The organism is Streptomyces sp. NPDC058145, from assembly GCF_042884245.1.
Taxonomy (GTDB): domain Bacteria; phylum Actinomycetota; class Actinomycetes; order Streptomycetales; family Streptomycetaceae; genus Streptomyces.
Window position 1 is genome coordinate 257,812 of sequence record NZ_JBHVUH010000009.1, and the last position, 17,661, is coordinate 275,472.

Here is a 17,661-nt window from a genome sequence, read left to right on the forward strand (position 1 = left end):
CCGGGGGACGTGACGGGGCGCCGGGACGAGGGTGGAACGGCAGCGTGTGGGACTCGTGGCCCTCTGTGACACGCGTAGAGCCGAGTGAACAGTTGTCCCCCCAACTTCTACGCGCGTCAATCTCCTGCCTGGGGAGGGGAGTTGTCAAGGTTTCGGCCATGTACGGTGCCCGGCGGGGAGATGAACCGGGTGGCATGGGTGGAAATCCGTCTAGGCTGAGCGGCTGAGCCCTTTCACGGTCCTAGGAGATTCAGCCGATGTCAGACAGCTCCCCCCTGCCGCCCGTGCGGCTGCGTCCCGAAGCGGAGCTGGCACGCGCCGCGCTGTCCACACCGTTGCTCTCCCGCGCCGCCCGCCTCGCCCGCTGGGCCGGGCCCGACACCCGGGTCGACGCCGGCGGCGGACTGGCCGAGGAACAGCTGTCGGCCGCCGCCGAACTGCTCGGGCTGAGCGGGGACGACGCCGCCGCCCACGCGAGCGAGGCCTGGCGGGTGGCCGTGGACGCGGGTCTGGTCACGGTCACCGACGAGGAGGCCGGGACCGTGACGGCCGGTGAGGAACTGGCGCTGCTCACCGCCGGTTCCCCGCACGACGTGCTCACCGTGTGGCTCAGCGCCCTGGAGGCGGTCGTCGCGGACGCGAGCGTGCCCGACCTGGACGGCCTGCTCGACGCCGTCGACGAGGGCGGCGAGGTCGATTTCGCGTCACTTGACTGGGACCCGGAGGCCGAGGCGGAGTTCCTCGACGGCGTCCTCGGCACCCTCTACGCGCTGACCGTCAGTGAGGGTGGCGCAGGTGACGCCCCGGTACCGCTGCCCGCCCTCGCCGCCTCGGTGATCGTCCCCGGCGACATGGGCGAGCCCACCAACGACGTCCTGGAGCAGGTCTCCGACGCGATGATGCGGCTCGACGACCAGTTCCGGATGCTGGAGCCGGTCGGACTCGTCGAGTACCAGCCGGTGGACGAGGCGCTGATGGCCGACGCCGACGAGGAACCGTCCGCGCCGGTGGACGACACCGACGTCTCCCGCTACGGCATGGTCCGGCTGACCCCGCTCGGCGCGTACGGGCTCCGGGCCCGGCTGCTGGAGGCCGGCTTCGAGGCGCCCGCGGTCGGTGAACTCGCCGACAAGGGCGCGGACGCGCTGCTCGACGGCACCTCCCGCTTCGGTCAGTCCGCCGCCCGCGCCGAGACCGAGCAGTGGCTGGCCCGGCGCGAACCGCTCACCTCGGCACGGGAGTTGCTGGCGGCGGCGCGCGGCGCCGACACCGGGGCACCGCTGCGCCGGCTGCGCTGCCAGCAGGCGCTGTCCCTGGTCGGCGCGGAGGCCGAGCCGGCGCTGCGGGACGTGCTCGACGACCCCGAGCTGGGCGGGCTCGCCCGGGTCTGGCTCAGCGAACACGGCGCCTCGTGCGTGCCCGCGCCCTCCCAGGAGCTGGTGTTCTGGCTGACCGTCGACACCCTGGCCGCGCAGCTCCAGGCCGAGGGGAACTCCGAGGAACTGCAGGCCCTGGTGGAGGGACTGGCCGACCAGCACAGCGGGTTCTTCGCGGCGGCGTGGCGGGTGGACCACCCCGCGACCGTCGACGTGCTGGAGGCGATGGGGCGGCTGCATCCGGACAAGAAGGTGGCCAAGGAGGCGCGCAAGGCCGCCTTCAAGGCCCGCTCTCAGCACGGCGGCTGAGAGCGGCGGCCGCGGCCGGTGTCTTTACCGGCCATGGGGCAGTGCGTACGGATTCATGGAACAGGCACCCCTGAAGCAGCCCGGCGTTCAACTCCAGTTCAGCACCGGACGGGAGCGTGAGCGCCGACCTCAGGACGCCACCCTCCACGGCACGCCCACCGTCACAGGAGACACCATGTCGCTCAGCCGCAGGGACTTCGCCAGGAAATCCGCGATCACCGGTGCCGGAGTCGCGCTCGCGGGCAGCGTCGGCGCCCTCGCCACCGCCCCGGGCGCCCTCGCCGCCACGGACACCGGCAGCGCGGACGGCGAGTCGGCGCAGGGGCACGGGCACCACGGCGTCGGCTACGGCCCCCTGCTTCCCGACCCCGACGGCATCCTCGCGCTGCCCGCCGGCTTCAAGTACCGGGTCATCACCTACAGCGGGAAGACCAAGCTGGAGTCGGGCGAGTTCACCCCGTCCAACCACGACGGCACCGCCACCTTCGACGGCCCGCGCGGCACCACACTCCTCGTCAACAACCACGAACTCGCCGGGGCCCGCGCCCGGTGGCCGCACCCGGTGCCGCTCACCGAGGGCCTCGTCTACGACCCGGCCGCGGCCGGAGGCTGCACCGTCGTCGAGGTCCGGCGCGGCGGCGAGGTCGCCGAATGGGTGGGCATCGCCGGCACCGCCACCAACTGCGCGGGCGGCAGCACCCCGTGGGGCACCTGGCTCACCTGCGAGGAGACCGAGGACAAGGCCGGCAGGAACGGGTTCACCAAGGACCACGGCTACGTCTTCGAGGTCGACCCCGAGGACCGCCGGGCCAACCGCGACCCCAAGCCGGTCAAGGCCCTCGGCCGGTACGCCCACGAGGCCGTCGTCGTCGACCCCAAGCGCGGTCACCTCTACCTCACCGAGGACGCCTCCGGCCCCAACGGCCTGCTCTACCGCTGGACCCCGCCGGAGGGCTTCCGCCACGGCCGCGGCAGGCTGCGCACCCTCGCCGACGACGCCGGCGTCCTGCAGGCCTTCAAGTGCTTCGACTCCGGCGGCAAGTTCGTCGACGACCTCTCCCGCGCCACGAGGACCGGCACGGTGTACGGCGTCGACTGGGTCACCGTCCCGGACCGCGACGCCAAGCAGGTCTCCACCCGCAAGCAGTTCACCGACGGCGAGATCACCCGCGCCCGCAAGCTCGAGGGCATGTGGTGGGGCGACGGCGGCGCCTACATCGTCTCCTCCTACGCCCGTGCGGAGAGCCCCGTCCAGCACGACGGCCAGGTCTGGTTCTACGACCCCAAGCGCCGCACGCTGACGCTGAAGGTCCTCATCGGCGTCAACCCGGACCCGTCCGCCGACGGGAACTTCGACGGCCCGGACAACATCACCGTCTCCCCCTACGGCGGCCTGGTCATCGCCGAGGACGGCGAGGGCGTGCAGCACCTGTTCGGCGCGACGGAGAGCGGCCGCACCTACCCCATCGCCCGCAACGAGCTGAACCTCGGCACCGCCGAGGAGCCCGAGTACAGCGAGTTCACCGGCGTCACCTTCTCGCCCGACGGCAGGACCCTGTACGCCAACATCCAGACGCCCGGCATCATGCTCGCCGTCACGGGCCCGTGGCAGCGGCAGCAGCGCTGAACCGCCCAGCCTCCTCCGGCCGAGCGGTGTCCTGAGGGGCGGCGGCCGACGGCGGGCGGGGCGATGATGGAGGCGTGCCCCGCCCTCCGACGCCCGGTCCTGCCGGGCGGCCCGGCCCGGCCGCCGTCCCCGGGCGGCTTCCCTCGGCGCCCACGCCCCGGACCGCCGTCGCCTGGCTGCCCCCGGGCTCACTGTGGCCGGCCGTCCAGCGGATCCGGGCCGAGCACGACCCGCAGATCCGCCGGTGGCCGCCCCATGTGAACCTGCTCTTCGGCTTTGTACCGGAGGAGGACTTCCCGGCGGCGCTCCCGCTGCTGGCCGCCGCGGCCGCGGACCGCGAGCCCTTCGACATCAGGCTCGACGGGGTCCGCTTCTTCCGCCATCGCGCCATCGCCACCGTGTGGCTCGATCCGGCGGCGGCCGGCCTCGCCCCCTGGACGCGGCTGCGGGACGCGCTGGCGGAGCCCTTTCCGTACTGCGTGGACCGCTTTCCGCGCTTCACCCCGCACCTCTCGCTCGGCCGCACCCGTGCCCCGCGTGAGCTGGCGGTCGAGTGCGCCGCCCGGCTCGGCGTGCTGCACGCACGCGTGGCCTGGGTCTGTGTGCTGTCCCGCCGCGGTGACGGTCCCATGCGCACACGCGCCACGATCGCCCTGGGCACCGGAGCGATCCGCCGCCGGCCCGGACCGGACCCGGCGGGCGCCGGGTACGAGCCACCGGACCGTCGCTGACCGCCCGGCGGGAAACGCTGCCGGTACTGTTCGGGATCGGCCCACGGTTCGCGAGGAGTTCCTGGATGACGCAGGCCAGACCCATGCGCGCGGACGCCCGGCGCAACTACGAGCGGCTGCTGCGGGTGGCGGCGGAGGTCTTCGCCGAGCACGGGGAGAACGCCTCGCTCGACGACATCGCCAAGCGTGCCGGAGTCGGGTCCGGCACGCTGTACCGGCACTTCCCCAACCGCCGGGCGCTGCTGGAGGCCGCCTACACCGACCGGATGGCGGCGCTCGCCGCGCGGGCCGACGAACTGGCGCGGGGCCTGCCGCCGGGTGCGGCGCTGGTGGAGTGGCTGAACGAGCTGTGCGCCGGGACGATCCGGGTGCGCGGGCTGAAGGCGCTGCTGGGTTCGGCCGTCATGGACGGCGGGGCGGCGCCGGTCCCGGTCTGCGGCGCCCCGGTCCGGGACGCGGCGGCCCGGCTGGTGGCGGCGGCCCGGGCCGAGGGCACCCTGCGGGCCGACGTCGAGCCGGTCGAACTGCTGCGGCTGGCGCACGGCGTGGCGACGGCCTCGGAGTTCGCGGACGGGCAGGGCGGGCAGATCCGCCGGTATCTGTCCCTGCTGATGGAAGGCATGCACGGGCAGCGGGACCGGCCGGCCGGTGGGCGCCCCGCACGGGGGCGCCCCTGACCGTCGTACGGGCGGCGCCTACAGCGCCCGGGCTCCCGGGTCGACCATGTTCCGCACCGTGCGCGCCTTCACGAAGTCGCCCATCGCCGTCATGTCCCACTCGCCGGAGTACTGCCGGATGAGCTTGGCCATCATCACGCCGGTCTGCGGCTCGGCGTTGGTCAGGTCGAAGCGGACCAGTTCCTCTCCCGTGGCCGCGTCCAGCAGACGGCAGTAGGCCTTGGCGACCTCGGTGAACTTCTGGCCGGAGAACGAGTTGACCGTGAAGACCAGACCGGTGACCTCCTGGGGGATTCTGCCGAGGTCGACCGTGATCACCTCGTCGTCGCCGCCGCCCTCGCCGGTGAGGTTGTCACCCGAGTGCTTGATCGCGCCGTTCAGGATCGACAGCTTGCCGAAGTAGCAGCTGTCGACCGGGTTGCGCTGCGGGCCGTAGGCGATGACCGAGGCGTCCAGGTCGATGTCCTTGCCGCGGTACGCGGGCTCCCAGCCCAGGCCCATCTGGACCAGGGAGAGCAGCGGGCGGCCGCCCTTGACCAGGGACACGGTCTGGTTCTTCTGGAGGCTGACCCGGCCCTTGTCCAGGTTGACCTTCCCGGTGCCGGGCGCCGGAGCCGCTGGGGCGGCGGGCGCCGGCTGCGGGGCGGAGGGGGCCTGCGCGGCGGGGGCCGGCGGGGCGGCCGGCGGCTGCGGCGGGGCCACGGGTGCCGCGACCGGCGGTGCGGCGGGCGCGGCGGCGGGCTCCTCGACGGTCACGCCGAAGTCCGTGGCGATGCCCGCCAGCCCGTTGGCGTACCCCTGGCCGACGGCGCGGGCCTTCCACTGGCCGTTGCGGCGGTAGATCTCCATGACCACCAGCGCCGTCTCGGAGCCGAGCTGCGGGGGCGTGAAGGTGGCCAGGACCGAGCCGCCGGCGGCGTCCCGGACGGTGGCCGTCGGCTCGACGCCCTGGAAGGTCCGGCCCGCGGCGTCGGGGCTCGCGGTGACCACGATCTTCTCGATCTCCGGCGGCACGGCGGCGGTGTCGACCTCGATCGCGTCGGGCGCGGCACCGCCACCCGACCGGTACGTCACACCGGGGCCGCCGGGCTGGTTGTAGAAGATGAAGTCGTCGTCGGAGCGCACCTTGCCGTCGGCGGTGAGCAGCAGGCCCGATACGTCGAGCCGCACCGGGGCGGCGACGTCCACCGTCACGCGGGTGGCGGACAGAGGGATGTTCGAGCCGGGGGTCATAGCTGTCATGCCGGGTGAACGAACGGCACCGCTTTACCGTTCCCTTACCGACGGCCCGACCCCCGTTCGGCTCAGGGCACCACGACGATCTTCCGGCCCACGCCCGCCGCGAACTGCTCCAGTGCCTCGGGGTAGCGCTCCAGCGGGATCCGGTCGCTGATGAACACCTCCGGGTCCAGCACGCCGTTCGCGAACAGCTCCGCCGCCCGCTCGAAGCTGTGCAGCACCGCCATGGAACCGGTGATGGTGATCTCCTGGTTGTAGATCCGGTACGGGTCGATGGTCACCCGGGTCGCGTAGTCGGCCACCCCGAACTGCAGGAACGTGCCGGCCTTCGCCACCCGGTCCAGACCGTCCTGGATGGCCGCCGCGTTGCCGGTCGCGTCGACCACCACGTCCCAGCCCCGCGGCCGGTCCAGCTCGTCCGCGTTCGCGGCCGACGCCGAGACGCCGAGGCGCCGCGCCGTCTCCAGCCGGGCCGGGTTCACGTCGACGACGTCCACGCTCGCCGCGCCGGTGCGCTTGGCCAGCTCCAGCATCATCAGGCCCATCGTCCCGGAGCCGTAGATCAGCACATGGGCGCCGAGGCGCGAGTTGAGCACGTCGTAGCCGCGCACCGCGCAGGACAGCGGCTCCACCAGGGCCGCGTCCTCGGTGCGCACGTGCTCGGGCAGCCGCACGCAGTTCGCCACCGGGGCCACCGCGTACTGCGCGGCGCCGCCGGCCGTGGTCACGCCGATCGCGGCCCACCGCTCGCACAGGTTGTTGTGGCCGGTGCGGCAGTGGCGGCACTCGTAGCAGTACAGGGACGGGTCCACGGCCACCCGGTCGCCGACCGCGACCTCCGTGACCTGGGTGCCGACGCCGACCACCTCGCCCGCGAACTCGTGCCCGGGCACGATCGGCAGCTTGGGCGCGAACTCGCCCCGCAGGATGTGCAGATCCGTGCCGCACAGGCCGCACGCGGCCACCTCCACGACGACCTCGCGGGGCCCCGGCGTGGGGTCGGGTACCTCGGTGACGACGGCGCGGCCCACGGACTCGATGACGGCGGCCTTCATTTCACGGCTCCCAACGACAGGCCCTGGACCAGCTTGTCCTGGGCGGCGAACCCCGCGGCGAGCACCGGCAGGGAGATGACGAGCGACGCGGCGCACACCTTGGCCAGGAACAGGCCCTGGCTGGTGATGAAGCCGGTCAGGAAGACGGGGGCGGTCTCGGCGGCCACGCCCGTCAGGACCCGGGCGAAAAGCAGTTCGTTCCAGCTGAAGATGAAGCAGATCAGGGCGGTCGCCGCGATGCCGGGCAGCGCGATCGGGGCCACCACGCGCGCGAGGACGGTCGGCAGCCGGGCTCCGTCCACGCGGGCCGCCTCGATCACCGCCACCGGTACCTCGGCGAGGAAGGACTGCATCATCCACACCGCGATCGGCAGGTTCATGGAGGTGTAGAGGACGACCAGCAGCCAGATGTTGTCGAGCATCCCGGCGTTCTTCGCGAACAGGTAGACGGGAAGGAGGCCCGCCACGGCCGGCAGCATCTTCGTGGACAGGAAGAAGAACAGGACGTCCGTCCACTTGCGCACCGGCCGGATCGACAGCGCGTACGCCGCCGGCAGGGCGAGCAGCAGCACGCAGACGGTCGAGACCACCGAGGCCACCGTGGAGTTGATCAGCGCCGGCCAGGGGCTCGCCCCGCCGCCGGTGCCGAAGAACTCGCGGTAGCCGTCCAGGGTGAGGGAGGCGGCGAAGGAGGGCGGGTTGGTCGCCGCGTCCGCCTCGGAGTGGAAGGACGTCAGGGCCATCCAGGCGATGGGCAGGAAGAACACGATGCCGGCCAGCCAGGCCACCAGACCCAGGCCGGTTCCCGTGCGCACCCTGCGCTTGACGACGGTGGCGCTCATGCGCGGGACACCTCCTCGCGGAACAGGGACGACACCACGCGCAGGGCGAAGGTCGCGATGACGATGGAGCCGATGACCACCAGGACGCCGGCGGCCGAGGCGAGGCCGTTCTCGTGGGCCTGGTAGAAGCTCTGGTAGACGGTGTAGGGCAGGTTGGCGGTGCCGAGGCCGCCGGAGGTGATCGTGAACACCGCGTCGAAGTTCTGGACGATGTAGATCGAACCGAGCAGGGCGCCGAGTTCCAGATAGCGGCGCAGGTGGGGCAGGGTCAGATGGCGGAAGATCTGCCAGTCGCTCGCGCCGTCGACCCGCGCGGCCTCGATCTGCTGCTGGTCCCGGCTCTGCAGTCCGGCCAGCAGGATCAGCATCATGAACGGTGTCCACTGCCACACCAGCGAGGCCTCGACCGCGAGCAGCGGGGTGTTCGAGATCCAGTCCGGCTGTGGGCCGCCCACATAGTGCAACAGCCCGTTGAGCAGCCCGTATTCAGGGTTGTAGAGCACATGCTTCCAGAGCAGGGCCGCCGCCACGGGCACCACCAGGAAGGGCGCGATGAGCAGGGTGCGCACGACGCCCCGGCCGCGGAACTTCCGGTCCAGCAGCAGGGCCAGGGCCAGGCCGAGGACCAGGCTGGCCAGCACCACCGCCACCGTGAGCAGCAGGGTCGTCCACACCGAGTGGCGCAGGTCCGCGTCGGTCAGCACCTGGCGGTAGTTGTCGAGGCCGGTGAAGTGGCGGGCCTTGGGGTAAAGGGCGTTCCAGTCGAAGAAGGAGATCACCAGCGTGGCCACGAACGGCAGCTGGGTCACGACGATCATGAACACGAGGGCCGGCAGCAGCGGGGCCCGGGTGGCCCAGGCGCGCAGCCGGGCCGGGGGGCGGCGCGCCGCCCGTGCGGGTGTGGTCGCGATCGGTGCCGCGGTCGTCGCTGTCATCGTCCCTCGTACTCCTCGGAGATCTTCTCGGCGAGCGCCTGTGACTTCCTCAGGGCCGAGTCGACGGACTGGCGTCCGGCGATGGCCGCGCTGATCTCCTGGGAGACCTTGGTGCCGAGGTCGGTGAACTCGGGGATGCCGACGAACTGGATGCCGGGGGCGGGCCGCGGCTGTACGCCGGGGGCGTTCGGGCGGGCGCCCTCGATGGCCTTCCTGGTCATCTCCTGGAAGGCGGCGGCCGACCTGCGGTAGTCGGCGTTCGTGTACGTCGACGCCCGCTTGCCCGCCGGGACGTTCGGCCAGCCGCTGGTCTCGCCGACCAGCCGCTCGTAGCCCTTGCCCGACGCCCAGGACACGAACTTCCAGGCCTTGTCGGGGTTGTGGGAGGCCTTCTGGATGCCCCAGGCCCAGGTGTAGAGCCAGCCGGAGGAGCCGGTCCGCTCGACGGGGGCGGGGGCGTAGCCGAGCTTGCCCCTGACCGGGGACTTGGCCGCCTCCAGCAGGCCGGCGGCGCTCGTGGCGTCGTACCACATGGCGACCTTGCCCTGGGTCATGCCGTTCAGGCACTCGGCGAAGCCGGACTGGGCGGCGCCGGACTCGCCGTGCTCCCGCACCAGATCGACATAGAACTTTGTCGCCTTCTCGAACTCCGGGGAGTCCAGCCGTGCCTTCCAGCCCTTGTCGAACCAGGTGCCGCCGAAGGTGTTCACCACGGTGGTGAGCGGCGCCATCAGCTCGCCCCAGCCGGGCAGTCCGCGCAGGCAGATGCCCTTCATGCCGGGCCGGGCGCCGTCCGCCTTCGCGGCGAGGGCGGCCACCTGCCGCCAGGTGGGGTGGGCGGGCATCGTCAGCCCCTTCGCCGCGAACACGTCCTTGCGGTACATCAGGAAGGACGACTCGCCGTAGAAGGGCTGTCCGTAGAGCTTGCCGTCGTCCGCCGTCAGGGACTGGCGCATCGGCTTCAGCACGTCCCGCTCGTCGTAGGAGGGGTCCTCGGCGACGTAGCCGTCCATGTCGTGCAGCCAGCCGTTGCGGGCGTAGATCGGTATCTCGTAGTTGGACAGGGTGGCCACGTCGTACTGGCCGGCCTGGTTGGCGAAGTCCTGGCTGATCTTGTCGCGGACGTCGTTCTCGGGCAGGACCGTGAAGTTGACCTTGATGCCCGTCACCTTGGTGAAGTGGGCGGCGGTCAGCTTCTGCAGCTCGGTCATCTGGGGGTTGTTGACCATCAGCACGTTGATGGAGTCGCCGCCGGAACCGGTCCCGCCCGCGCCGGCCCAGCAGCCGGAGAGCAGCGGGGCGAGCAGCGTCCCCGCGGCGGCCATGGCGAGCGTGGTTCGCGGCCTCCGTCGGCTCGGGATGCGCATGGATCGCTCCTGGAGATATGGGGAGATAAAGGGCGTTCGGGGGTGCGTGGGTGCCCGTGGGGGAGGTGATGGGGACTCTTGGACCCGGAGTTCCGGATCCGGACGTTCAGACCCGGATGACCTGCGGGCCCAGCAGGGAGTAGCGGTGGGCCTCGGTGGCCGGCAGCAGCGTGCTCGTCACGATCGCCTCCAGCGCGCCGATCTCGGCGAACCGGCAGAAGCTGACCGCTCCGAACTTGGTGTGCACGCCCGCGAAGACGGTGCGCCGTGCGGCGCGGACGGCCTGGGTCTTCACCTCGCTGACCGCGGGGTCGGGGGTGGTGAGCCCGTGGTCGCGGGAGATGCCGTTGGCCCCGATGTAGGCGAGGTCGATCACGAAGCCGGCCAGCATCCGGGTGGCCCAGTGGTCGACGGTCGCCAGCGTGCCGGTCCGGACCCGCCCGCCGAGGAGCAGGACCGACACGTCCTCGGCCTCGGCCAGGGCGCCCGCGACCGGCAGGGACGCGGTGACCACGGTCAGCGGCCGGCCGGCCGGCAGGGACTCGGCGATGAGCTGCGGGGTGAAGCCCTCGTCCACGAAGACCGTCTCCGCGTCGCCGAGCAGTTCGGCCGCGGCGGCCGCGATCCGGCGCTTCTCGGGGACGTGGCTGGTGGCGCGGAAGGCGAGGGTCGTCTCGAAACCGGCGCTCTCCACCGGATAGGCGCCGCCGTGCGTCCTGCGGACCAGGCCGTGGTCCTCCAGGGCGCGCAGATCGCGCCGGACGGTCTCCTTGGCCACGCCCAGTTCGGTGGCGAGCGCGGTGACGTCGACCGATCCGGTGGTGCGCGCGGCCCGTACGATCTCGCGCTGGCGTTCCTCCGCCGTCCTGGTGCTCATGTCGTCACCCACTTCCCGCCGAGCTGCCCGTTCGGGCCCATGGGAGAAGTTCTACAGCGGGTGTGCGGCACTGACCAGGTCTGTTACGGGCCCGATCCTGCCCGGGTGTGCCCGTTCGGGGCGTGCGGTGCCCGTCGCGGACCTGCGGGGCCGTCCGGGGCGGGGTGGGATCGGGCGGCCCGGATGCCCGAACACGGCGGCGGGCGGGCCCGTTCGGTGCCCGCCCGCCGATGGGGCGACCGTTTCCGGCCCCGGGGGCCGGCCGCGTCAGTACGGCCAGATCGGCGGGTCGTTCACGAAGTGGCCGCCGAGGTGGCTGTGCGCGGGGTTCGCTGGGTCGAGTTCGCCCTGCTCGGCGATGAGCTTCTCCGCGTACGGCTCGGAGTCGTCCCGGGGGTCGTAGCCGAGCGCCCGCGCGCTCGTGAGGTCCCACCACAGACGGGTGTTGGCCGAGGAGCCGTGGACCACGGTGTGGCCGACCCCCTCGGCGGTCAGGGCCGCGTGGAAGAGCCGGGCGCCGTCGTCCGGGCTCATCCACACCGAGAGCATGCGCACGCTGGTCGGCTCCGGGAAGCAGGAGCCGATGCGCACGGAGACGGTCTCCAGGCCGTGCTTGTCCCAGTAGAGCTGGGCGAGATCCTCGCCGAAGGACTTGGACAGGCCGTAGAAGGTGTCCGGGCGGCGCGGGGTGTCGATGGGGATCAGCGGCTCGCCCGGGCGCGGGGCCGGGGTGAAGCCGACGGCGTGGTTGGAGGAGGCGAAGACGATCCGGGGCACGCCTTCGAGGCGGGCGGCCTCGTACAGGTTGTAGGTGCCCTCGATGTTCGACTTCAGGATCTTCTCGAACGGCGCTTCCAGGGAGATGCCCGCGAGGTGGATGACCGCGTCGACGCCCCGCACCGCCTCGCGCAGCGCGTCCGTGTCGGTTAGGTCCGCGGTGACGGCGTCCGGCTCGTCCTCGACGGGCCGCACGTCGAACAGGCGCAGCGTGTAGCCGTGCTCCGGCAGCAGGGACCGCATCAGGGTGCCGAGCCCCCCGGCGGCGCCGGTGAGCAGAACGGTGCGGGGAGCGGGCATCCTCGGACTCCTTGGTCGCCTCTGACGAGTGGTGAACGGCCGCGTGCGTGGACATCATTCACATGGACGTCATTCACATGTATGGACACGCTAGAAAGCGGTGGCGGATCCCGTCAAGTGTGCCGTGGAGTGGGGAAATCGGGTGCCGTGTCGCGGGTTTGCACGCTTGACCTGGGCCGAAAGAGGCCCGTAGCGTGCAGTTGTTCAGAAATATAGACGCCGATCAGAAGCATGCACCGACAGGGAGCGCTCGTGACGCCAGCCCCTCTCGCCGCCCGGCTCCGCGACCCGAGCGGACCGCTGTTCTTCCCCGTCACGGCCTACGGCCCCGACGGCTCCGTCGACGTCTACCGCGCCCATGTGCGCGAGGGCGTCGCGGCCGGTGCCGCCGCCGTCTTCGCCTGCTGCGGCACCGGGGAGTTCCACGCGCTGCTGCCCGAGGAGTTCGAGGCCTGCGTCCGGGCGGCCGTCGAGGCGGCCGGAGGGCGGGTGCCCGTCGTCGCCGGCGCCGGCTACGGCACCGCGCTCGCCGTCCGCTACGCGCGCACCGCCGAGGAGGCGGGCGCCGACGGGCTGCTCGCGATGCCGCCGTATCTCGTCCGCGCCGGCCAGGAGGGCCTGCTGCGGCACTACCGGGAGATCGCCTCCGCCACCGCCCTGCCGGTCATCGTCTACCAGCGCGACAACGCCGTCTTCACCCCGCCGACCGTCGTCGGACTTGCCCGCACCGAGGGCGTCATCGGCCTCAAGGACGGGCTCGGCGACCTGGACCTGATGCAGCGGATCGTCAGCGCCGTGCGCACCGAGGCCCCCGGCGACTTCCTGTACTTCAACGGCCTGCCGACCGCCGAGCAGACCCAGCTCGCCTACCGCGCCCTCGGCGTCACCCTGTACTCCTCGGCCGTCTTCTGCTTCGCCCCGGAGATCGCCCTCGCCTTCCACCGCGCGCTGCGCTCGGGCGACGAGGCCACCGTGCGGCGCCTCCTGGACGGCTTCTACCGCCCGTTCGTGGAGCTGCGCGCCCAGGGCCGCGGCTACGCCGTCTCGCTCGTCAAGGCCGGTGTGCGGCTGCGCGGCCTGGATGTGGGCGAGGTCCGCCCGCCGCTGCACGAGCCGACCGAGGACCACGTCAAGCAGCTCGCCCGGCTGATCGAGCGCGGACACGCGCTGCTGGAGGGGGAGGCGTGAAGGCGTCGGCGTTCGTCTACCCCTGGGACGTGGCCGGGGACCCGCGGGCCCCCGCGCGGATCGCCTCGCTCGGCGCCGGGCAGGTCACCCTCGCCTCCGCCTACCACTCCACCCGCGCCCTGACCCCCCGCCACCCCCGCCACCGCATCGTGACGGCGGAGCACGCGGCCGTCCTCTACCCGCCGGGCGACCGCTGGGCGGGCCGCGCACTGCGCCCGTACCCCGCCGGACGCTGGGCCCCCGGCGACGCCTACGGCGAGGCCGCCGGGGCGCTCGCGGCGGCCGGGCTCGAGGTGCACACCTGGGTCGTCCTCGCGCACAACTCCCGCCTGGGCGCCGAACATCCGGACACCTCGGTGGTCAACGCCTACGGCGACCGCTACCCCTGGGCGCCGTGCATCGCGCAGCCCGCCACGCGCGCGTACCTGGTCGACCTGGCCGCCGAGGCCGCCGTCCGCCCCGGCGCGCACGGCACCGAGCTGGAGTCCCTCGGCTGGTACGGCCTGCAGCACCTGCACGCGCACGACAAGACCTCCGGGGTCGGCCTCGGGGACGCCGGGCAGTACCTGATGTCCGTGTGCTTCTGCCCGTCCTGCGGCGCCGGTTACGGCGAGCAGGGGCTGGACCCCGGCCGGCTGGCGGCCGGCGTACGCGCCGCGCTGGAGCCGCTGTGGCGGGGCGCGGCGGACGACGGGGGCTGGCCGGGGGTCGAGAAGCTCCTCGGGGAGGACACGGCGGCCGCCACGCGCGCGTGGCGCGACACCGTCGCCCGCACCCTCCAGGAAGAGGCCGTCGCCGCCGTACGGGCCGCGGCGCCCGAGGGCTTCCAGGTGCTGCTGCACGCCGACCCGGTGCCGTACCACTGCGGCGCCAACACCGGCGTCGACCCCGCCCACGTCCTGTCCGTCGCCGACGGTGTGGTGGTGCCCTGCACGGGCGGGACGGCCCTGCTGGCGCCCTTCGCCGAGCGGGCGGGCGGACGGACGGTCCTGGCCGCCAACCTCACCGTGGTCGCCGGGATGGGCGGCAGCCCCGGCACGCTCGCGGCGGACGCGGCACGCGCGCGTGCCGAAGGCGCGACGGAACTGCGGCTGTATCACGTCGGGCTGGCGTCGGACGACGACCTGGCCGCGGTGCGCGAGGCGCTGCCGGTCCGCTGAGCCAGGGCGACCGCCGTGGCCAGGAGTACGACGCCGTACAGCGGCAGCAGCAGCCCGGGGCGGGCCAGTTCGACCAGGCCGGCCCCGAGGGCCAGCCCGAGCACGTTCGGGGTGAAGACCAGTGTGTTGGCGGTGGCCGTCGCGCGGCCGAGCAGCGGGCCGGACGTCTCGCGCTGCACGGCGGTGAACACGGCGATCAGCACGCAGGGCAGGCCCAGACCGCCCGTTACACAGCTCACCAGGGCCACCGGGTCCGACGGCACGGCCCGCGCGGCCGCGGCGGCCCCGGTCAGCGCCATCCCCGCTGCCGCGAACCGGCGCGCGCCCAGCCGGCGCAGCGCGGATCCCGAGACCAGCCCGGCCGCCACCGAACCAGCGCCCTGGAAGGCGTACAGCACGCCCGCGTAGGCGGGGGAGTGGCCGAGGCGGTCGACGACGGCGTACACCGTGGAGCCGGCGAGTGCGGCCAGCAGCATGGTCGCACCGCCCGCCGCGACCAGCGGGCGCAGCACGGGGTGCTCCCACAGGTGCCGGACGCCCTGCGCGGACTGTTCGAGCCGGCCGGCGCCGGACCGGGCGGGACGCTCCTCGCCCACCCGCAGCAGGGCGCACACCGCGGCGGCGAGGACGAAGGTGACGGCGTCCAGACAGGCCACGGCCGGGCCGCCGTAGAGCGCGTAGAGACCCGCTCCCGTCAACGGGGCGACGAGTTTCATGCCTTCCGTGACGGCCGTCCGCAGCCCGTTGAAATCGCCGAGGAGCTCCGGAGCGACGACGGCGGCGACCAGAGCCGACTCCGCGGCGTCGTGGACGACACAGACGGCGCCGTACAGGAACAGCACGGCGAACAGCAGCCACAGGCGGCCGGTGGAGTCGACGGCGAACAGGGTGAGGAGCAGCGCGGCCAGGCCCAGATTCGCACCGACCAGCAGGGGCCTGCGCCGCATCCGGTCGGCGAGCGCGCCGAGCGCCGGACCCGCCGGCGTGGCCGCCCACAGGGTGAGCAGGCACAGGGCGGCCAGGCCGTCGGACCCCGTGAGGTCCTTCACCCACACCCCCGACGCCAGCCACAGCGAGGAGGTGCCGAAGGCGGACACCACCACGCCGGCGAGGTACAGCCCCGCATCACGGTTTCGCAGCACACGGATCACGGACCAGGAAGTCGTCATGCCCGCTCATCGTGGGCCTAAGGCGGGGCCCCGGGATCGGCAAGGTGCCCTAATCCGCGAGACCGATGAGTTCGGGGGACGCGGACGGTCAATCCTTCGTACGCACATCGCGACCTTGAAGGAGTGAGCCATGACCATGGTGGATCTCGGCCCGCAGACCCGGATCGTGGCACAACTCGCCGCGGCCGTGACCGACGAGCGGCTCACGGCCGCCACGCCTTGCCCGGACCTGGCGGTGCGGAACCTGCTCGGCCACCTCCTGCACCTGTCGGTGGCCTTCCGCGACGCCGCCCGCAAGGACCTCGGCGCGACGACCGACACCAGCCCGGACGCCGCCGTCCCGGACATCGGCCCCGGCTGGCGCGAGGAGCTGCCCAAGGCGCTGGACGACCTGGCCGACGCCTGGCGCGACCCGGCCGCCTGGACCGGCCTCACCCGGGTGGGCGGCATCGACCTGCCCGGCGAGATCGCGGGCGCCGTCGCCGTCGACGAACTGGTGATCCATGGCTGGGACCTGGCCCGCGCGACGGGGCAGACCTACGCCCCCGACCCCGACGCCCTCGACGCGGCACACGGCTTCCTCCTCGCCGCCGCCGAGGACGCCGACCGCGGCAACGGCATCTTCGGCCCGGTCGTCCCGGTACCGCAGGACGCGTCCCTGCTGGACCGGGCGGTGGGACTGAGCGGCCGGGACCCGGGGTGGCGGCCGGCGGCCGAGTAGGCCGACAGGTACGGCACGAGTACGGGGACCGGTGCGCCGGTCCCCTGCGCGCCGGTTCACCGCCCGTATGACGACACAGCACATCGCGACGCCTGCGGGACCGGCCGGCCGGGAGGAGCGCGATCCCGGCGCCTGGGTGGCGCCGACGATCCGCCGTCCGGTACGGCGGGCTGTCCGTGATGGCTACGGCCGGCCGCGGCCCCGACGACTGCCCGGCGGCGCTGAACGCGTCTCCACCTGGATCGGCGGCCTGATCTTCCACGGCGGCCCGCTCTCCGTCCCGGCCCTGCTCACGGCCCGACTGCTGCCCTGGAAGCGCCGCTGGTCGGTGACGCGCGCCCGGACCGCGGTCCTCGCGCTGCTGCCGGCCCGGACGGGGCGCTGCCTCGTGATCACGCTGCCCGCCCCCTGACCGGCCGGCGGAAGCCGGGGCCGCACTCGTCCCGGTGAGCCGGGACAGGGCTGCGGGCGTCGTACTCTCCTCCCATGCCGCTCACCCTCACCGTTCTCGGCGCCGCCTCCCCGCACCCCGGTCCCGACCGGCCGTGCTCGGGGTATCTGCTGGCCGGCGGGGGCGCCGAGGTGTGGGTGGACGCGGGGCCAGGGACGTTCGCGGCGTTGCAGCGGCACACGGATCCCGCCCGGCTCACCGCGATCTGGATCTCGCACCTGCACGCCGACCACAGCGCCGATCTGCTCGCCGCCGCCTACGCCTTCGCGTTCGGCGGGATGACCCCGGCCGCGCCCGTGCCGGTGTACGCGCCGCAGGACTGCGCGCGCCGGCTGGCGGGCTTCTTCGGGCGCCAGGACATCGAGTTCCTGACGGGCGTCTTCGACTTCCGGGCCCTGTACGACGGCCACGACGTCCGGCACTGGAACCTGCGGCTCACCGCCCGCGCCGTCGCCCACGACACCGAGGCGTACGGGCTGCGCGCCGAATGCCAGGGGAGTGTCCTCGCCTACTCGGGGGACAGCGGCCCCTGCGCCGCGCTCAACGAGCTCGCGGCCCGCGCCGACCTCTTCCTGTGCGAGGCGGACATCGACGAGCATCGCGGTGGCGAACACTTCCAGCAGGTCCACCTCACCCCCGAGGACGCCGGCCGCGTCGCCCGGGAGGCGCGGGTGCGCGAGCTGCTCGTCACCCACGTCGGACCCACCCTCACCCGGGCGGCGGCCGCCGCCCGCGCCGCCGAGGTCTTCGGCCGGCCCACCCGCGCCGCCGTGGAGGGCGCCACCCACGCCGTCTGAGGCGCCTCCCGGCAACCTCGACTTCCTTTGTCAGAAGCCTTGACGAAACACGGGCCCGCTCCT

Annotated in this window: 17 protein-coding genes; 9 read left to right on the forward strand and 8 right to left on the reverse strand. The window is 73.2% G+C overall.

Features of this window, described 5'->3' with window-relative positions; genetic code table 11:
• Positions 1-257: 257 nt before the first annotated feature.
• From ACFVVO_RS22140 to ACFVVO_RS22155, 4 genes are all read left to right on the forward strand, one after another.
• Positions 258-1,685 carry a hypothetical protein gene (locus ACFVVO_RS22140; protein WP_390057284.1) on the forward strand — a complete coding sequence of 476 codons (1,428 nt, stop codon included), beginning with the start codon at positions 258-260 and terminating at the stop codon, positions 1,683-1,685.
• Between the two features lie 175 nt (positions 1,686-1,860).
• A complete protein-coding gene (locus ACFVVO_RS22145; protein ID WP_390057406.1) occupies positions 1,861-3,312 on the forward strand; it encodes an alkaline phosphatase PhoX in 1,452 nt (483 codons plus the stop codon).
• A 74-nt stretch (positions 3,313-3,386) separates the two neighbouring features.
• Positions 3,387-4,043, forward strand: a complete 657-nt coding sequence (locus ACFVVO_RS22150) for a 2'-5' RNA ligase family protein (RefSeq protein ID WP_390057285.1) — start codon at positions 3,387-3,389, stop codon at positions 4,041-4,043.
• 65 nt (positions 4,044-4,108) lie between these two features.
• A complete protein-coding gene (locus tag ACFVVO_RS22155; protein WP_390057286.1) occupies positions 4,109-4,720 on the forward strand; it encodes a TetR/AcrR family transcriptional regulator in 612 nt (203 codons plus the stop codon).
• Positions 4,721-4,738: 18 nt separating this feature from the next.
• Here the strand turns inward: ACFVVO_RS22155 and ACFVVO_RS22160 are convergent, their stop codons facing one another.
• The 7 genes from ACFVVO_RS22160 to ACFVVO_RS22190 all read right to left on the reverse strand — a co-directional run bounded on the left by ACFVVO_RS22160 (position 4,739) and on the right by ACFVVO_RS22190 (position 12,112).
• Positions 4,739-5,953: a TerD family protein gene (locus tag ACFVVO_RS22160; RefSeq protein ID WP_390057407.1), complete on the reverse strand. Its 1,215-nt coding sequence runs from the start codon at positions 5,951-5,953 to the stop codon at positions 4,739-4,741.
• A gap of 71 nt (positions 5,954-6,024) precedes the next feature.
• The gene (locus ACFVVO_RS22165; RefSeq protein ID WP_390057287.1) at positions 6,025-7,014 is read right to left on the reverse strand and encodes a zinc-dependent alcohol dehydrogenase family protein; all 990 of its coding nucleotides are present in this window, start codon (positions 7,012-7,014) and stop codon (positions 6,025-6,027) included.
• Positions 7,011-7,856 (reverse strand): carbohydrate ABC transporter permease, encoded by an 846-nt coding sequence (locus tag ACFVVO_RS22170; protein WP_390057288.1) that lies wholly within the window; start codon positions 7,854-7,856, stop codon positions 7,011-7,013. The genes ACFVVO_RS22165 and ACFVVO_RS22170 overlap by 4 nt, the downstream gene beginning before the upstream one ends.
• On the reverse strand, positions 7,853-8,791 hold the full coding sequence (locus ACFVVO_RS22175) for a carbohydrate ABC transporter permease (RefSeq protein WP_390057289.1): 939 nt from the start codon (positions 8,789-8,791) through the stop codon (positions 7,853-7,855). Before ACFVVO_RS22175 ends, ACFVVO_RS22170 begins: the two co-directional genes overlap by 4 nt.
• Positions 8,788-10,158 (reverse strand): ABC transporter substrate-binding protein, encoded by a 1,371-nt coding sequence (locus ACFVVO_RS22180; protein WP_390057290.1) that lies wholly within the window; start codon positions 10,156-10,158, stop codon positions 8,788-8,790. Before ACFVVO_RS22180 ends, ACFVVO_RS22175 begins: the two co-directional genes overlap by 4 nt.
• A gap of 106 nt (positions 10,159-10,264) precedes the next feature.
• On the reverse strand, positions 10,265-11,035 hold the full coding sequence (locus ACFVVO_RS22185) for a DeoR/GlpR family DNA-binding transcription regulator (RefSeq protein ID WP_390057291.1): 771 nt from the start codon (positions 11,033-11,035) through the stop codon (positions 10,265-10,267).
• A 267-nt stretch (positions 11,036-11,302) separates the two neighbouring features.
• Positions 11,303-12,112 (reverse strand): NAD-dependent epimerase/dehydratase family protein, encoded by an 810-nt coding sequence (locus ACFVVO_RS22190; protein WP_390057292.1) that lies wholly within the window; start codon positions 12,110-12,112, stop codon positions 11,303-11,305.
• A 252-nt stretch (positions 12,113-12,364) separates the two neighbouring features.
• Between ACFVVO_RS22190 and ACFVVO_RS22195 the strand changes: the two genes are divergently transcribed.
• Positions 12,365-13,300: a 5-dehydro-4-deoxyglucarate dehydratase gene (locus ACFVVO_RS22195; protein WP_390057293.1), complete on the forward strand. Its 936-nt coding sequence runs from the start codon at positions 12,365-12,367 to the stop codon at positions 13,298-13,300.
• Positions 13,297-14,460, forward strand: a complete 1,164-nt coding sequence (locus tag ACFVVO_RS22200) for a hypothetical protein (protein ID WP_390057294.1) — start codon at positions 13,297-13,299, stop codon at positions 14,458-14,460. The genes ACFVVO_RS22195 and ACFVVO_RS22200 overlap by 4 nt, the downstream gene beginning before the upstream one ends.
• Here ACFVVO_RS22200 and ACFVVO_RS22205 read toward each other — a convergent pair.
• The gene (locus tag ACFVVO_RS22205; RefSeq protein WP_390057295.1) at positions 14,397-15,629 is read right to left on the reverse strand and encodes an MFS transporter; all 1,233 of its coding nucleotides are present in this window, start codon (positions 15,627-15,629) and stop codon (positions 14,397-14,399) included. The two genes, ACFVVO_RS22200 and ACFVVO_RS22205, sit on opposite strands and share 64 nt — an antisense overlap.
• Before the next feature lie 130 nt (positions 15,630-15,759).
• Between ACFVVO_RS22205 and ACFVVO_RS22210 the strand changes: the two genes are divergently transcribed.
• The 3 genes from ACFVVO_RS22210 (at position 15,760) to ACFVVO_RS22220 (ending at position 17,598) form a co-directional block, all read left to right on the forward strand.
• Complete coding sequence (locus ACFVVO_RS22210) at positions 15,760-16,350, forward strand: TIGR03086 family metal-binding protein (protein WP_390057296.1); 591 nt, start codon at positions 15,760-15,762, stop codon at positions 16,348-16,350.
• Positions 16,351-16,417: 67 nt separating this feature from the next.
• Positions 16,418-16,762: a hypothetical protein gene (locus ACFVVO_RS22215; RefSeq protein ID WP_390057297.1), complete on the forward strand. Its 345-nt coding sequence runs from the start codon at positions 16,418-16,420 to the stop codon at positions 16,760-16,762.
• A gap of 74 nt (positions 16,763-16,836) precedes the next feature.
• Complete coding sequence (locus ACFVVO_RS22220) at positions 16,837-17,598, forward strand: MBL fold metallo-hydrolase (RefSeq protein ID WP_390057298.1); 762 nt, start codon at positions 16,837-16,839, stop codon at positions 17,596-17,598.
• Positions 17,599-17,661: the final 63 nt, after the last annotated feature.

Coding starts and splice junctions, on each gene's coding strand:
- ACFVVO_RS22140 (WP_390057284.1), top strand. CDS start 258: ATGTCAGACAGCTCCCCCCTGCCGCCCGTGCGGCTGCGTCCCGAAGCG.
- ACFVVO_RS22145 (WP_390057406.1), top strand. CDS start 1,861: ATGTCGCTCAGCCGCAGGGACTTCGCCAGGAAATCCGCGATCACCGGT.
- ACFVVO_RS22155 (WP_390057286.1), top strand. CDS start 4,109: ATGACGCAGGCCAGACCCATGCGCGCGGACGCCCGGCGCAACTACGAG.
- ACFVVO_RS22160 (WP_390057407.1), bottom strand. CDS start 5,953: ATGACCCCCGGCTCGAACATCCCTCTGTCCGCCACCCGCGTGACGGTG.
- ACFVVO_RS22165 (WP_390057287.1), bottom strand. CDS start 7,014: ATGAAGGCCGCCGTCATCGAGTCCGTGGGCCGCGCCGTCGTCACCGAG.
- ACFVVO_RS22170 (WP_390057288.1), bottom strand. CDS start 7,856: ATGAGCGCCACCGTCGTCAAGCGCAGGGTGCGCACGGGAACCGGCCTG.
- ACFVVO_RS22175 (WP_390057289.1), bottom strand. CDS start 8,791: ATGACAGCGACGACCGCGGCACCGATCGCGACCACACCCGCACGGGCG.
- ACFVVO_RS22180 (WP_390057290.1), bottom strand. CDS start 10,158: ATGCGCATCCCGAGCCGACGGAGGCCGCGAACCACGCTCGCCATGGCC.
- ACFVVO_RS22185 (WP_390057291.1), bottom strand. CDS start 11,035: ATGAGCACCAGGACGGCGGAGGAACGCCAGCGCGAGATCGTACGGGCC.
- ACFVVO_RS22190 (WP_390057292.1), bottom strand. CDS start 12,112: ATGCCCGCTCCCCGCACCGTTCTGCTCACCGGCGCCGCCGGGGGGCTC.
- ACFVVO_RS22205 (WP_390057295.1), bottom strand. CDS start 15,629: ATGACGACTTCCTGGTCCGTGATCCGTGTGCTGCGAAACCGTGATGCG.
- ACFVVO_RS22210 (WP_390057296.1), top strand. CDS start 15,760: ATGACCATGGTGGATCTCGGCCCGCAGACCCGGATCGTGGCACAACTC.
- ACFVVO_RS22215 (WP_390057297.1), top strand. CDS start 16,418: ATGACGACACAGCACATCGCGACGCCTGCGGGACCGGCCGGCCGGGAG.
- ACFVVO_RS22220 (WP_390057298.1), top strand. CDS start 16,837: ATGCCGCTCACCCTCACCGTTCTCGGCGCCGCCTCCCCGCACCCCGGT.